General features: G+C 60.6%; 12 protein-coding genes. 8 read left to right on the top strand and 4 right to left on the bottom strand.

The genetic code is table 11. The features are described from left to right. Positions 1-127 precede the first annotated feature (127 nt). Both IAE77_RS08565 and IAE77_RS08560 read left to right on the top strand, forming a co-directional pair. A complete protein-coding gene (locus IAE77_RS08565; protein WP_294224734.1) occupies positions 128-667 on the top strand; it encodes a nucleotidyl transferase AbiEii/AbiGii toxin family protein in 540 nt (179 codons plus the stop codon). Continuing rightward, on the top strand, positions 664-876 hold the full coding sequence (locus IAE77_RS08560; RefSeq protein WP_294224732.1) for a hypothetical protein: 213 nt from the start codon (positions 664-666) through the stop codon (positions 874-876). The genes IAE77_RS08565 and IAE77_RS08560 overlap by 4 nt, the downstream gene beginning before the upstream one ends. Before the next feature lie 161 nt (positions 877-1037). On the opposite strand, the gene IAE77_RS08555 is transcribed toward IAE77_RS08560, so the two are convergent. Both IAE77_RS08555 and IAE77_RS08550 read right to left on the bottom strand, forming a co-directional pair. After that, on the bottom strand, positions 1038-2567 hold the full coding sequence (locus IAE77_RS08555; RefSeq protein ID WP_294224729.1) for a hypothetical protein: 1530 nt from the start codon (positions 2565-2567) through the stop codon (positions 1038-1040). 16 nt (positions 2568-2583) lie between these two features. Continuing rightward, positions 2584-3525 (bottom strand): cupin, encoded by a 942-nt coding sequence (locus tag IAE77_RS08550; protein ID WP_294224726.1) that lies wholly within the window; start codon positions 3523-3525, stop codon positions 2584-2586. Between the two features lie 333 nt (positions 3526-3858). Here IAE77_RS08550 and IAE77_RS08545 point away from each other — a divergent pair, with 333 nt between their 5' ends. From IAE77_RS08545 to IAE77_RS08525, 5 genes are all read left to right on the top strand, one after another. Continuing rightward, positions 3859-5268: an alginate export family protein gene (locus IAE77_RS08545; RefSeq protein ID WP_294224724.1), complete on the top strand. Its 1410-nt coding sequence runs from the start codon at positions 3859-3861 to the stop codon at positions 5266-5268. A 12-nt stretch (positions 5269-5280) separates the two neighbouring features. Beyond that, positions 5281-6891: a flavodoxin domain-containing protein gene (locus IAE77_RS08540; RefSeq protein WP_294224720.1), complete on the top strand. Its 1611-nt coding sequence runs from the start codon at positions 5281-5283 to the stop codon at positions 6889-6891. A gap of 111 nt (positions 6892-7002) precedes the next feature. Further along, positions 7003-8757, top strand: coding sequence for a NirA family protein (locus tag IAE77_RS08535; protein ID WP_294224718.1), 1755 nt, complete (start codon positions 7003-7005; stop codon positions 8755-8757). Positions 8758-8760: 3 nt separating this feature from the next. Beyond that, positions 8761-10341 carry a DmsC/YnfH family molybdoenzyme membrane anchor subunit gene (locus tag IAE77_RS08530; protein ID WP_294224715.1) on the top strand — a complete coding sequence of 527 codons (1581 nt, stop codon included), beginning with the start codon at positions 8761-8763 and terminating at the stop codon, positions 10339-10341. 133 nt (positions 10342-10474) lie between these two features. Beyond that, positions 10475-12697 carry a molybdopterin-dependent oxidoreductase gene (locus IAE77_RS08525; RefSeq protein WP_294224713.1) on the top strand — a complete coding sequence of 741 codons (2223 nt, stop codon included), beginning with the start codon at positions 10475-10477 and terminating at the stop codon, positions 12695-12697. Here the strand turns inward: IAE77_RS08525 and IAE77_RS08520 are convergent, their stop codons facing one another. Then, complete coding sequence (locus IAE77_RS08520; protein ID WP_294224711.1) at positions 12698-13660, bottom strand: YHYH protein; 963 nt, start codon at positions 13658-13660, stop codon at positions 12698-12700. Between the two features lie 155 nt (positions 13661-13815). Between IAE77_RS08520 and IAE77_RS08515 the strand changes: the two genes are divergently transcribed. After that, on the top strand, positions 13816-14937 hold the full coding sequence (locus IAE77_RS08515) for a DNA-binding transcriptional regulator (RefSeq protein ID WP_294224708.1): 1122 nt from the start codon (positions 13816-13818) through the stop codon (positions 14935-14937). Between the two features lie 29 nt (positions 14938-14966). On the opposite strand, the gene IAE77_RS08510 is transcribed toward IAE77_RS08515, so the two are convergent. Beyond that, on the bottom strand, positions 14967-15470 hold the full coding sequence (locus IAE77_RS08510; RefSeq protein ID WP_294224705.1) for a hypothetical protein: 504 nt from the start codon (positions 15468-15470) through the stop codon (positions 14967-14969). Between the last annotated feature and the right edge of the window lie 115 nt (positions 15471-15585).

The raw sequence follows: 15585 nt of genomic DNA, 5'->3' as shown, positions 1-15585 counted from the left end.
GAGTAGCCGGGTTTTTCGGGCGACGCATGCTTATCGCGAGTCTAAACTTGGCCGCGGTGCCGGGCAGTTGCCTCAGCGTGAGCGATGCCGACTGCACCTCGATTTGGATCCTCAAAAGTCTCACGTCATGACCGAAGAACTCGCCGTCCTCCGTGACATCACGACCCGTCTGGATGCGGTGGGCATCGACTACATGCTCACGGGGTCGGTGGCGCTGGCCTGCCATGCGCAGCCGCGTATGACCCGTGACATTGATCTGGTGGTGGCTTTTTTCCTCAAAGATGCGGCCCGCATCACGGAGGTGTTGGGCAGTGACTACTATGTGTCTCCCGAGGCCGCTCGCGAGGCGGTGCTGCATCAGAGCAGCTTCAATGCGATCCATGAGGCGACCTTGATCAAGGTGGACTTCATGGTGCGGAAACGAGAGGATTACCGAATTCACGAGTTCACCCGTCGGGTGCGGCTGAAACTGGCTGACTTTGAGCTCTGGGTGGTGAGCAAGGAGGACCTCATCCTTTCCAAGCTGGAATGGGCCCGGGACTCGCACTCGGAGCGGCAGCTTGCGGACGTGGAGAACCTGATTGCGACCGGCTATGACGAGGGTTATTTACGCACATGGTCAGCCGCATTGAACCTGACAGATATGCTGACACGGGTTTTGCCGTGAAAGACACACCACCGGAGATCAACCGGCGGCTCTTTGATGCGATGATGCGCAAAACGCCTGCAGAGCGCCTCATGATGAGTCTCGATATGATGGCGACCGCCCGCGAACTGGTGATGCAAGGCATCAAACGTGAGTCGGATGCCATCTCAGGTGCGGAGGCCAGGCGAATCGCTTTTCAACGGCTTCATGGCGTGCCCTGCCCGTGGTGATTTCACGAAAGTGATGCTTGAGGACAACAGCGCACACGCGTCTTCACCCAGCCCGGCTCAATGCTCATGCGCAAATCAGCGGTTGAGAGTCAGCATGTTTGCGTCTTGCTCGTAGAGGGCGGTGACGTCCTCCACTGCTTTGGCAAGACGCTTCAAGGCGGCTACTTCTTGAACTGAAGCCTTTCGACAAACTCGTTCGCCTTGAAGAACTCAGCGCTGGTCACCGGTTTGCCGCCGAGTGTGAGGTTTTCGAAGATGAGGCCTTTGATGCGGGCCTTTTCACTACCCCAGAGGAGTTGGGGCTCGCCGAGCACGCTGGGGGCGGTGATGGAGATGTTTTGGAAGAGGATGCCGGAGAGGTCGCCGGGGCCGCGCTGGTCTGAGCCGTAGGGTTTGGGCATGGCCATGCAGATGAAGAACTGCTGGAGCGTGGGGCGCGGGTCGGTGATGCGGATGTTGCGGAAGATGACGCCGGCACCTGCCGGGCCTTCGCCTTCGCCGCGCATGTTGAAGACGCGGCCGCCGCTCCAGTGATGCCATTTGGCGCGGGAATAGATCACGTCGCAGTCCTCGACGATGAGCTTGTGGTCCGGCAGGGCGCTGAGGACGAAGGAGGAGCCGTTCGCATCATTCCACAAGACCACGCGGCGGATGCCGAGGCCGTTCGCGTAGAGCGAGTCATCCTGCGTGCGGATGAAGCAGTCCTCGATGCGCGTGTTGCCAAAAGGATTGATGCCATCGCCATTGGCGCGCCAGGTGAAGATCTTGGTCCATCGGACCTCGTTGGGATGACCTTCCTGGTAGCCGTTGATCAGCATGACGGAGTGCGAGGCGGAATCGGCGATGGTGAGCCCTTCCACGTGCGTGTCTTTGGCTCCAAAAATCTCGATGGGCTTGCGGCTGGCCTTGGAAGCGCCTGCGAAGAGCTTCTTCAACGCGTTCGCGTGCTGCAATCGCGCCCCGGAAAGCGTGCCGTGGCCAAAGAGGCGGATGTGATGACCATCCGGCCATTCGGCGTTGTGAAAGGAGCCATACACCATCGCATCGCCGGGGATGTAATACTGGCGGCTGGCATGCACGGGAAAGGCCGCGCCGATGTCGTGCACGCCGGGGAGAAAGTAGAGCGTGCGCCAGTCGCCATCCGCAGGTGGTTTGTCGCCCGGCTTCACGGCGAGCACACCCGGGCCATCCGGCGTGGGTTTGCCCGCGAGCGGTGGATTGGCAAAGAGCGAGATCGTGTGCAGCGGCGGCCCCTGGTAGCCCTTGCCCGTGTCCTGACCGTCCATCTGGCCGTCGATATCCACGGCGACGAGGCAGGGCTTGTCGAGGCTCACGAGCGCTTTGCCATCCTTCACTGAGCAGGCGGAGGCGTGGCGCTTCGGATGCACCGCGGCACGGCGGATGGGCTGGCCGTTCACGCGGGAGATTTCGATCTCGACCGCGACGGAGGTTTCAAAGTTCACATAGGTGTGCGTCCAGCCCTTCAACGTGTCAAAGTAGGCCTCCTCATCCTTGCACTCCGTCTGCCACGCAAAGGCATCCCGCCAGGCACTGCCATCACTGCTTGGACGAATGCGGACCCGATAGTACGATGAAGCCTCCAGACCGGGAACAGGCGGATAGACGGTCAAATCGGCCGACCATGCCTGAGCGACGAAGAGAGAAAGAAGAGCGATGAACGGGCGTGCCATGGCGGGAAGAGCCTGCTCAATACCCGCGCGCAAACTGGATGTCGAGCGTCTGCAGGTAGGTGTGCAGTCCCGCATCCTGCACCGGCAGCACGATGGCGTCCTCATCACTTTCATTGTGATGAGAGTGCCACCAGCCGGGAGGCGTCACAAAGGCTCCACCGGCCACCCAGTTGGCACGGACAGGGTTGATGATGTTGCCATCGCTGTCGAGATCGCGGCCGATCATGGTGTAAACGCCTTCTGTGGCCTTCACGGCGAAATCGAGGGCGATGGAGTTGTGCCGGTGGGCCTTCTGTTTGCTCCTCGCAGGCAGCAGGTTGTAGAGCGACCACATGGAGTGCGTCAGCGTCTTCGTCTGCGGGCAATCGGGATTCGCGAGCAGGATGCCGTTGCGGTTCTTGTCCTTGCCCTCGTTTTCCTTCCGCACCTTCTCCAACTCGCTCGTGAGCAGTTCACGCGAGAAATAAAGCGGGCGAAATCTCGCACTGACTGGCTTCGCGCCGAGGAAATCCATCAGCGGTTGGTCATTCACCCAGTAAAACGCGCTGTCCTCGCTCGCGTGATGCCGGATCTCGCCGGTGACCGGCAGCGCAAAGAGATCGCCCGTCTTCCAGCTCAGCGTTTTGCCGTCGATCACACTGAAACCCGCGCCACGGATGACATAAAAGACTTGGCTGCTCGCCTGGCAGGCGGTGAGCAGTTCCTCACCCGCGGCGATGTGGATGAAATTCGCCAACAAACTCGGCCCGGTGACCGGATAGCCCGTTTCGAGCTGCTTAGACAGCTCCAGCGGAATGACCCGCGTCTCGGCGATGTGATGCATCGCAGGCGGAAACACATCAATCGCGATCCGCGGCATGCGCGGATTCGCCGCGCTGCCATACTCGAAGAACAGGCCGTGCTTTTCCCATTCGTGATTGCAGGTCGGGGCGGTGGCTGAGGTGGTAGTGGCGTTCATGCGGTTGGACGATGGTTCGATGAAGAATACGCATCGCGGAGGCGGCAAGGGAAGTGCTTTTGTCGGTCGAGGCGAGAGTCTGCAGCCGCGTATGCGTGAGCGCTGCCTGTCTTTGGCAATAGAGGCTGCTTTTCGCAGTTAGCTATGTGGCGCGTCATCCATGAACGGATTTCATCCAAACCACGCAAAGGATTCAACCTGCTGCTTGGCGGGCAGGAGGGCGTTGGCACGGGGCTGGCTGATTGATCCGGCATTCCCTGAGTCCCTTTCCCTCGACCCTACAGCCGCCGCGTAGCCGAAACCCAAACACCACACCCACACACCTGCACTACCATGAAAAGGCTGCTTCCGATCCTGCTCGCGACGACCGCCGTGTCGTTCGCGCAAAAACCCGCTGCCAAACCGGCCGCGCCTCCTCCGCCTCCCGTGCCGGGCTTCACGCTGGCACCGCCACCACCGGCCTACACGCCGATCAAATACGGCGGCCTCACCATCGACGTGCAGGAGAAGATGCGCATGGAAGTCCGCGACAACAATTTCGACTTCAACAGCGCCGCGAATGGTCCGCAGGATGCCTCGTGGCTGCTGCAGCGCTTTCGTCTCGGACTCGGCTATGATGTGAATCCGTGGATGAAGCTCTACATCCAGGGCCAGGACATTCGTGAGCTCGGCGGCAGCCGACCGAACAACGTCGGCACCTTCGCCGCGGAAGGCGATGACAGTTTCGACATCCTGAAGGCCTATGTGCAGCTCGGGAATCCGAAAAAAGGCCTCAGCGCCACGCTCGGCCGCCAGTTCCTCAGCTACGGCGATCAGCGTCTCGTCGGTCCGCTCGAGTGGCTGAACTCCGCACGCACTTTCGATGCGGCGAAGTTCCGCTACACCGCGGAAAAGTACTCGCTCGACTTCTTCGTGTCGTCGCCTGTCGCCTTCACGAACAACATGTGGAACCAGTCGCCCTTCCTCGACAACGACGAAGCATCGAATGATCTCTTCAGCGGCATCTACGCCTCCACGCTGTTCGTGCCGTTCAATCTCACGACCGACTTCTACCTCTTTAAAAAGAGCGATGACGGCAATGGCAACTTCGGCGCCCGTCGCGGCGACACCGATTTCTACACCGTCGGCACCTTGTGGAAAGGCGATCCGAAAAAGCTCGGCGGATGGGATTACACCACCGAGATGGCCTACCAGTTCGGCGAGGTCAGCGGGCGTAATTTGAGCGCCTTCGCCGGTCACTGGGCCGTCGGTTACAACTGGCTCACGCATCCGTGGAAGCCCCGCATCGGTCTGCAATACAACTACAGCCCCGGTGATGGCGATCCGAATGATGGCGACCTCGGCACCTTCCAGAACCTGTATCCCACGAACCACCTTTTCTACGGCTACATGGACACCACGGGCTGGATCAACATGCACAATCCGCAGCTCAACCTCAGCTTCTCCCCCACGCCGAAGCTGAAGATCATGCTCGACTACCACCTCTACTGGAATGCAAACAACGCCGACTCCTGGTATCGCGTGAACGGCGTCACCACGGTGCGCCCGCTCAATGCCGCCGCCACCGGTGCCGGCAGCACCTTCCGCGGTCAGGAGATCGACCTCACCGCCATCTACAAGCTCCACCCGCACGTCGGACTCATGGCCGGCTACAGCTACTACATCGCCGGAGATTACCTCCAGGCCACCGGAGCCTCGGATGATGCCCACTTCGGCTACGTGCAGTTGCAGATCGATTTCTAAACCGCATTCGTCATGCAGATCACGCCGCTCATTCCTGAAAGCGCCCCCTTCACCGCCGAGCAACGCGCCTGGTTGAATGGATTCCTCGCCGGAGTCCTCCAGCGCGGCGGCGGCCCGAATGGAGCCTCAGCACCTGCCGAGGCGAAAAAGCCTCTGCTCATCGCCTTCGGCAGTCAGAGCGGCAATGCGGAAAGTTTGGCCAAGCGGCTGGCCAGGGAAGCAACGAGTCGGGGTTTCGCGGCGCGAGCCGCGGGCCTCGATTCGTTGCAACCGGCCGATCTCATCAAAGACAAAAACGTCCTCCTCATCACCTCCACCTGGGGTGAGGGCGACATGCCCGACAACGCCGTTTCCTTCTGGGACGCCATCAATCAAAACGGCAGCAGCCCGAAATTCGACGGCGTGAACTACTCCGTCCTCGCGCTCGGCGACAAAAACTACGCCGACACCTTCTGCCTCGCCGGAAAGAAGCTCGACGCACGTCTCGCGGAGCTCGGCGCCACCCGCGTCGTGGACCGCGTGGACTGCGATGTCGATTTCGATGATCTCGCCAAGGAGTGGTCGAAGAATGCATTCACCATCTTCGGCTCCACCAAGAATCAGTCCGATCAGTCTGATCCGTCCGATGCAGAGCCCGCCTACTCCAAAAAGAATCCCTTCCCCGCGAAGCTCATCGCCAATGACACGCTAAACGCCCCCGGCAGCGCCAAAGACACGCACCACATCGCTTTCTCGCTCACGGGCAGCGGCCTCACCTATGAAGTCGGAGACGCCCTCGGCGTCTTCGTCCAAAACTGCCCCGAAGTCGTCGATGCCGTCATCGTCGCCCACGGATTCGATCCAAACGCCCAGGTCGGCACCAAGACGCTGCGCGAAGCTCTTCTCACCGATTACGAAATCCGCAGCCTCCTCGGCAAAACACCCGAATCCGGCCTCACGCTCGATTCCTTCCTCGAAAACCTTCGCAAGCTTCAGCCGCGCCTCTACTCCATCGCCAGCAGCATCAAGGCGCATCCCGATGAAGTGCATCTCTGCGTCGGGGCGGTGCGCTACACCACCGATGGCATCGCACACAAAGGCGTCGCCAGCACCTTCCTCTCGGATCGTCTCGCGCTCGGAGACACCACGGGCATCTACTTTCACGCCGCGAACCACTTCCGCCTGCCCACCGACCTCACCAAGCCTGTCATCATGGTCGGCCCCGGCACCGGCATCGCGCCGTTCCGTGCCTTTCTCGAAGAACGCGAAGCCACCAAGGCCCCCGGCAAAAACTGGCTCTTCTTTGGCGATCAGAAACGCGCCACCGACTTCCTCTACCACGATCAAATCATCGCCTGGGTTCAAAGCGGCCATCTCACGCGCCTAGACACCGCCTTCAGCCGCGATCAGGAGGAAAAAATCTACGTCCAGACCCGCATGCTCCAGGCCGCCAGCGAACTCTGGCAATGGCTCGAAGAAGGCGCCCACTTCTACGTCTGCGGCGACGCCAAACGCATGGCCAAGGACGTCGATGATGCCCTCCACAAGATCATCGAGACCCAAGGCAACAAAACCGCAGACGAAGCCGCCGCCTACGTCGCCGAGATGAAGAAAACCAAACGTTACGCCCGCGATGTGTATTGAGCCTCCAATCCAAAGTCTCACGCAAAGGCGCAAAGGCGCAAAGATCAGAAGGTTTGGGAACCTTTGCGCCTTTGCGCCTTTGCGTGAGATCAAAGTAGCCTCTCATCAGTCATGACCGCCGCTCTTCCAGCCACAGAAAGGGCCATCGCGGCCCAACCCATCGGCGAGGACTTCTCCAACGAGCAGAAGCGTTATCTCGAAGGCTTCTTCGCCGGCATCGCCGCAGGTGGAGTGAGCTTTGGCGATCTCGCTCCGGCCCCCGCCGCACCCGCAGGTCCACCGCTCGACGATTTGACCAAGGAGGAGCGCATCAAACGCGAACTCCATCCCTTCGACGCGATTGAGCAACTCGTGCTCGATGCTCGCTGGAACGCGAAACCGGAGCCTGAATCCGTCTTCCGCTACAAGTGGAACGGCCTCTTCTGGCTGAATCCCGTCAAAGACGGCTACATGTGCCGCCTGCGCATTCCGGGTGGTGTGGTGAAGAGCTATCAACTTCGTGAATTGGCCTCGATCACGAGCGAACTGACCTCCGGCTACATCCAGATCACCACGCGGAACAATTTTCAAATTCGCCTCATCGAGCCGAAAAACTGCCCCGAGGTGCTTCGACGCATTCAAGGCTGCGGTTTGCATTCCAAGGGCGCGGGTGCGGATAACATCCGCAACATCACGATGAATCCCTGTGCGGGTTACGATCCGCACGAGCTCATCGACGTGCGACCGCTCGTGAACGAGCTCGCCACGCTCATCATCGGCTCAAAGGAGTTCTACGACCTGCCACGCAAGTTCAACATCGCCTACGACGGCGGCGGGCTCATCTCGTCGGTCGAGGACACGAACGACATCGGTGCCAGCGCCGTGAAGATCACCGAAAACAGCGAAGGCATCGAGCCCGGCGTTTATTTTCGCATCGCACTCGGCGGCGTCACCGGCCATCAGACCTTCGCCAGCGACTGGGGCGTCCTTGTGAAGCCCGAGCAGCTCAACGATGTCATGGTTGCGCTGCTGCGCGTGTTCATCCAGTTCGGTGATCGCACGAATCGCAAGAAAGCTCGCTTCAAGTATGTCGTGGAGGACAAAGGACTCGATGGCGTGCTCGTGGAGGCCGAGAAGCATCTCAAATTCAAACTCACCCGCCTCGCCCCCGATTCGCCGATCCAGGCCAGGCGAGAGTTCTCACAGCAAGGCCACTCCCACGTCGGCATCTATCCGCAGACGCAGGAAGGACTCGTTTACGTCGGTGCCAGCGTGCCTGTCGGCCAGATGACCGCGAAGCAGATGGAGCGCATCGCCGACCTCGCGGACAGCTACGGCAGCGGCGAAGTGCGATTGACCGTTTGGCAGAATTTCATCATCCCGAACGTGAAGACGGCCTATGCCGCCACATTGGCCAAATCGCTCAAAAAGCTCGGCTTCCCCTGCGAGCAGTCGAATCTGAAAAGCGGCTTTGTGGCCTGCACGGGCAACAAATACTGCAAATTCGCCGCCACGGACACGAAGGGCCACGCCATCGCGATGATGGAGCATCTCGACAAGCGCGTGAAGCTCGACAAGCCGGTCAACATCCACTTCACCGGCTGCGCCCACTCCTGCGCCCAGCACTTCATGGGCGATATCGGCCTGCTCGGCACCAAAGTGAAAACCGAAAGCGGCGAAGGCTACCACATCACCGTCGGTGGCGGCTTCGGCGAGAACCGTAAAATTGGCCGCCAGATCTTCAGTGGTGTGGCCTTTGAAAGCCTCGGCACCACGCTTGAAGGCATGCTCAAGGGCTACCTTGCCAAACGGGATGGTGAGGAATCCTTCCACTCCTTCTGCAACCGCCACACCGTTGGGCAACTTCAGGAGGTCTTTAGTCTTTGAGCCATGATTCGGGACATGGAGCGCACCATTTCAACCGGCGGCGGCTCCGTTGTCAGCATACTCGAAGCGACCCTGCGTGAGCAGCAGACGCTGCGCACGCCTGTCGCGCTCTTCTCCGAAGAATACGATGCCAGGTCGGTTCGCGAGCGCTTCAGTCATCTGATTCCCCTCTCCAAGCCAAACCCGGGCGAGCAACTTGCATTCCAGGTGAATTTGGACGCCTGCACCGGGTGCAAGGCCTGCGTCGCAGCCTGTCATTCGCTCAATGGTCTCGATGAGGACGAGTCGTGGCGCGACATCGGTCTGCTCGTCGGCACTCGGAAGCAGCCATATCTGCAAACGGTCACGAGTGCCTGCCATCACTGCGAGGATCCGGCGTGCTCGAACGGCTGTCCGGTTCTCGCGTATGACAAAGATCCCATCACCGGGATTGTTCGGCACCTTGACGACCAATGCATCGGCTGCAGCTACTGTATTCTGAAGTGCCCGTATGACGTGCCCAAGTTCAACCTGAAGCGCGGCATTGTGCGCAAGTGCGACATGTGCCAGGGCCGCCTCACCGAAGGTGAAGCGCCCGCCTGCGTGCAGGCTTGCCCGAATGAGGCGATCAAAATTCAGGTCGTGAAACTAAGTGACGTGCCGGATCGTGGCCAGATCATCGCTGGAGCATTCGATTCGAGCTACACGCGGCCCACCACGACCTACGTCAGCTCGAAAACAGTCCCTGAAGCCGCGAAACCCGCGGATGCAGGCCGTCTCGATCTCGATCATGGTCACGTCCCGCTCGCGTGGATGCTCGTCCTCACCCAGATGAGCGCAGGGGGCTTTCTCGGAGCCGCGCTGGCGCCGCTTTCGTTGAACGAGGTCGCCGTCACGAGTGCTGTAGCGCTATTCTTCGGACTTATCGGCATCGCGTTGAGTGTTTTGCACCTTGGGCAGCCTTTGAAGGCATGGCGTGCGTTTCTCGGCTGGAAGAAGTCGTGGCTCTCCCGTGAGATCATCGCCTTTGGCGCTCTGCCGGGCGGTGGTGTTGCCATCGCAGTCGCATGGTGGCTTGGCGATTTGTCGTTGTTGCGGCTCGCGGTTGTTGGTACGGCTTTGGCGGCTCTTGGGGCCGTTGCATGCTCAGTGATGGTCTATGTGGACACGCGCAGGGCGTTTTGGTCGCTGGCCCAAACCGGCGGCAAATTCTTTGGCACCACGTTGTTGCTCGGCGCGAGCCTTTGCGCGGTGGTTTGGAGTTGGTGCGGCGTTGCGGAACTTCCGTGTGCCATCGCGTTGGCGGTGGCACTTCGTTGGTTCGTGTCGGTCTGGGAGATTTCTGGTTATCGCGATGCCTTGAGCGATGAAAGCTGTGCCTGGCACAAATCCGCGCGAATCATGGAGAAATATCTGTCATCTGCGTTGGAGTTGCGCGGTCTGCTTTTCGTCATGACGGGCTTGTTGATTCCGGTTTTGATCGCCGCAGGTGCTCCGATGCCATGGATGCTCACCATCTCGCTGCTGCTGACGTTCTCCAGCCAGTTGATCGAGCGACACTATTTCTTCACCGCCTGCCACTGCCCGAAAATGCCGGGAAACTGACCATGCACACACCCACAGACACTTTGAATTTGGTAGAAAGATTGAGGGTAGAAAAATTTTCCCAATCCTCTGATTCTGAAATCTTTCTACCCCAAATTTTTCCACCAAAAGTCTGATGCTCACCGCACCCGCCATGACCTTTCGCGAATGGACCGGCCCTCTGACGGCCGATCTGGTGCGCGAACCGGCGAAGTTCGGGCTCGGGCAGGTGCCATCGCGATTGCTGCCCGATGCGACGACAAAAGCGGTGTGTGGTTTCTGCTCCACCGGCTGCGGATTGAACATCCACCTCAAAGACGGCGCGGCGATCAATCTCACGCCCGATCCCGATTACCCTGTGAATCTTGGCACCGCCTGCCCGAAGGGTTGGGAAGCACTCAGCGTGCTCGATGCGCCGGATAGGGCCAAGATGCCTTTGCTGCATGGCAAGGAAGTCGATTGGGACACCGCGCTGCGCTACTTCTGCGACCAGATGAAGCGCAGCCTCGACCAGCATGGTCCCGAGGCCGCCGCGTTTCTTAGCACGGGACAGATCATGTTCGAGGAGATGGCTTTTCTCGGCGCTTTGGCAAAGTTCGGCATGGGCATGATCCACGGCGATGGCAATACTCGCCAGTGCATGGCCACCGCTGTCACCGCTTACAAAGAGAGCTTCGGTTTCGACGCGCCGCCCTTCACCTATGCCGACTTTGAGGAGAGCGATGTGCTCGTCTTCATTGGCGCGAACCCATGCATCGCCCACCCGATCATGTGGCAGCGCGTTTTGCGGAACCAACGTCAGCCTGAGATCATCGTCGTGGATCCCCGCACCACCGAAACCGCGATGGCGGCCACGCAGCACCATGCCATCAAGCCGAAGAGCGATCTGACGCTGCTGTATGGCCTCGCGCATCTGCTGATTCGAGATGGAGGCGTTGATCAAAGCTTCGTCGAGGACCACACGAGCGGTTTTGAGGCTTTCGCGGCTTTTGTGGCGGCTTTCACGCCGGAGCGGGTGAGTGCGGAGACGGGACTGAGTGCCGAGCAGCTGATGCGGTTTGCGAATGCGCTGATGCGTAGAACGAACTTCCAAGTTCGTTCGGGAGGCAACGAACTTGGAAGTTCGTTTTACGACAAGCCGCGTGTCTCGTTCTGGTGGACGATGGGTGTGAATCAGAGCCACCAGGCCACGCGCACCGCGCAGGCGATCATCAATCTGGCGCTGATGACCGGGAACATCGGCAAGCCCGGCACGGGCGCGAACTCCATCACCGGCCAGTGCAATGCAATGGGATCGCGTTTGTTCTCCAACACGACGAACTTGCTCGGCGGGCACGATTTCAAGAATCCGAGGCACCGGGAGAAGATCTCGCTGGCCACGGGCATTCCCGTGGGGCGCATCCCGGACCGTCCGAGTCTCGCGTATGATCAAATCATTCAGGCGGCCGATGCTGGCACGGTAAAAGCGATTTGGTTTGTCGCCACGAACCCGAGTCACTCGTGGATCGACCAGAACGAGATGAACCGCGTGCTCAACAAGCTCGATTTCCTGGTCGTGCAGGACATGTACTGCACCACCGAGACGGCAAAGCGTGCACATTTGGTGCTGCCCGCGGCAGGATGGGGCGAAAAGGAAGGCTGCTTCATCAATTCCGAGCGCCGGATCGGCTACAGCCCGAAAGTGCGTCGCGCACCCGGCCAGGCGCTGGCCGATTTTCACATCTTCCGCCTGATCGCGCACTACTGGGGCTGCGAGGATCTGTTTCGAAACTGGCAGACGCCCGAGTCGGCTTTTCGCATGCTTCAACGCTGCTCCGAAGGCCAGCCGTGCGAGATCACGGGGATCGAAGGGTATGAGATGATTCGAAAGCGCGGTGGTGTGCAGTGGCCGGCGAAAATGACGAATGACGAATGGCGAATGACGAATGAACGGCGGTTGTTTGAAGATGGGAGGTTTTTCACCGCCGACAAACGTGCCAGGTTCTGCTTCGACGAACCCGTGGCCGCACCGGAACAACGGTGCGACGAGTTTCCGTTCATCCTGATGACAGGCCGCGGGACGAGCGCGCAGTGGCATACCGAGACGCGGACCGGAAAGTCGGCCGTGCTCTCGAAAATGATGCCTGAGGACCTGATGCTGGATTTGAATCCCGCGGATGCGGCGAAGCTCGGAGTTTTGGATGGGCAGGGAGTGCGGGTGATCTCGAAGCGGGCGGAATTGACGGCGTTGGCCCGATTGACCGGCTGCGTGAAACCCGGCGAGGTCTATCTGCCGATGCATGACAGCCGCGTGAACCAGCTCACGCACGCCAGCTTCGACCCCCACAGCCGCCAGCCGAGCTACAAGCACTCGGCCGTCCGTGTGGAGGCGGTGTGATCAAAAGGGCGGTGGTGGTGGAAGACCACGGGGAGGCGGCGGACGCATGCCAGGAGGCCCTCCTGGGCCACCGCGACGGCCGCGTCCGGGCGGGCCGAAGCCTCCAGGACCTCCGGGGCCACGACGTTCAAAACTCGCGTCCGGTGTTCCGGCAAATTGACGCGGGATGAAGGGGTATTCGTTGGTGAGCACGTAGTAGTAGGTGCCTTTGGGGAACTCGGGTGTGACACCCTGGCGGCCGTTGCTGGCATCGAGGTCACCGGAGCCCTCCACGTATTCGTAGTCCTGCACAAAGGCACCGTCATATTTGCCGCCGGGCGAGCCTTCGGGGCGGCTGCCTGATTTCACGGCGTAGCTGGAGGTGAGCTTCTTCACGCTGCTGCCGGCATTGTTCGCCTCGCTGTAGCCCCAGGGCCCATAGATGGGGAATCCGTCCGCCGCCCAGCCGAGCAGCGTCATCTGAGGCTTGTTTCCGCTGAGTTTTTCCAGCAGTCCGTTCGGGATGCCGTGGTAGTGATACGCGCCGTTCGGCTGCACGTGCGCATTGCTGGAGTCGATGCCTAGATCGATCGCTCCGCCGTGCGGTTCATACTGCCAGCCGCTGTTGGGATCGTTTTGCCACCACTCTGCGGCGAAGGGATCGAAGACAACGCCATTCACCGCGATGCCAAAGGGCTGCATCCGGAAGGGCGAGGGCTTCGCGGCCACTTTCGGATGCAGCGGCACTTTGTAGTCATAGACCTGCGGTGCGATCGTATTGGGATTGCGTCGGTTGGGAAATTGTCCCGGCTCATGATCCGGGATGCCATTGGCCTGGATGCGCCGGTAGTCTCCATCCGTCGTGATCTTCACCTCGCTCGGCGGCAGGGTTGTGGAGGCTGCGAGACAGGCGGAGGCCAGCACGCAGCCGCAGGTGCGGAGCAGCAGGGAAGCGGTGACAAAGGATCGGCGGGAGGGCTTCATGACGGACGACATAACCGTGCGTCCGTCGCATTGTTACGCGCATTCTTGGCGGATGAAGAACGTTTGCTGCTTGCGCTGGCGGTGCCCGTTGGGCTTGATGTGTGGTGCCTTCCCGGAATCCAGCCAGACAGCCCGCCCGCATCCCCGAGGTCGCCGTGCTTGTCGATACCTCGCGCTCGTATGGGCGCGACATCGTGCGCGGCATCCGGCGCTACGTGGCCGAGCATGGGCCGTGGTCGCTCTATCTGGAACCGCGTGATCTGCGCAGCCAGTTCCCCGCGTGGCTGAAGGACTGGAAAGGCGACGGCATCCTCTCGCGCACCGTCGATGAGACACTGCTGCGGCAGCTCAAGGCCACCAAGCTGCCGGTGGTGGAGCTGCGGACGACGGTGCTGAAACATCCGTTTCCGTATGTCGGCATGGACAACAGCGTGATCGGCACGCGGGTGGCCCAGCACCTGCGCAACCGCGGCTTTCAGCACTTTGCCTGCGTGCTGGACGATTCGGAAAATTTTTTCATCGAACGCAGCGAACTCTTCACACAAACGGTGGGCGGGATGGGCTTCGACTGTCCCGTGTTCCGGTCGAAGCATCCAAACTGGGAGCAGCATCAGCGCGACCTGGCTGCATGGCTGCGGGAACTGCCAAAGCCCGCGGGTGTGTTCGCGGTGAACGACCAGATGGGCTTCTGGGTGCTCGATGCAGCGAGACGTGCGGGCATTGCGGTGCCGGAGGAGGTGGCCGTGGTCGGTGCGGAGAATGACAACATGCTGTGCGAAACCGCCTCGCCGGCGCTTTCCAGCGTGCGATTGCGCGGGCAGACGGTCGGTTATCACGCGGCAAAGCTCCTGGATGAGTGGATGGCCGGGAAACGCACACCGAAGCCGGGCGAAAGGCATTACCACCTGCCCGGCGACATCGTCGTGCGGCAGTCGAGCGATATTGTCGCCGTGGAAGATGCGCGCATCGCCGCAGCTCTGCGTTTCATCCGCCAGCATGCCACGGGTCAGATCGACGTGCCGCGTGTGGCACGGGAGGTGGCGCTCTCACGCAGCGTGCTGGAGCGGCGGATGAAATCCCTCATCGGCCGCAGTCCTGGCGAGGAGATCAACCGTCTGCGCTTTGCCGCGGTGGAAAAGCTCCTGGCACAGACCGATCTCACGCTGGACGCCATCGCCGCCCGCTGCGGCTTCGCCCATCCGCAATACATGGCAGAGGCGTTTCGCAAACGCCTGGGAATGACGCCCGGTGACTTTCGGAAGCGGCGCTCCGTGTGATTTTGTCCTCGTGTGACAGCCGGAAGGGTTTATCGGACGGGGCGCACGCTGGCGAACACTTTCCCCAGCGACTTCAGGCTGCGCTCGCTGTCCTTTTTAGACACCCAGTAGGTGATGACCAGCCTTTTGCCGTAGCCGACATCGGTGACAATGAGGCCGATCATCGTCGCCCCCCATTCGCGGCTGCTGCCCTTCCAGGAGATGACGTCCCATTTTCCACCCAGCTCCTCGTGGCTCTTGTTCTCCTGGGTGAGGGTGTCCACGATCACATCGTTGCTGTCGGCGAGTTTCCGAATGGTCGCATCGATGATCGATTCCATCGGGCGTCTTTCATCGGTCATCTGGAAGCACATCATCCCGACCCCGCCCGGCGACACCGCCTGGATGCCATCGCCGACGTCCCGGGCGTCCCAATAGTCAGGCACCATCGCGGTTACGATGGCGTCTGCCTTGGGCAGCTCCACGGTTTCGGCGGCGGCCGATGACGGCAGTGACCAAAGTCCGGCGGTGACAAGGATGAGAGCGGCTTTCATGGAAATGAAGATCCCATGAAGGCATCGGTCACCGTCGCCGTTCAGGCTCTGTCGCAGGCATCAGGGGGATGGACGCCCTCGACATCAGGGGCTCCAGCCCGGAGAATCCTCCACA

Origin of the sequence: Prosthecobacter sp., from assembly GCF_014879935.1 — a bacterium.
In the GTDB taxonomy this organism is placed as follows: domain Bacteria; phylum Verrucomicrobiota; class Verrucomicrobiia; order Verrucomicrobiales; family Verrucomicrobiaceae; genus Prosthecobacter.
This window is presented reverse-complemented; position numbering and strand designations above follow the sequence as displayed.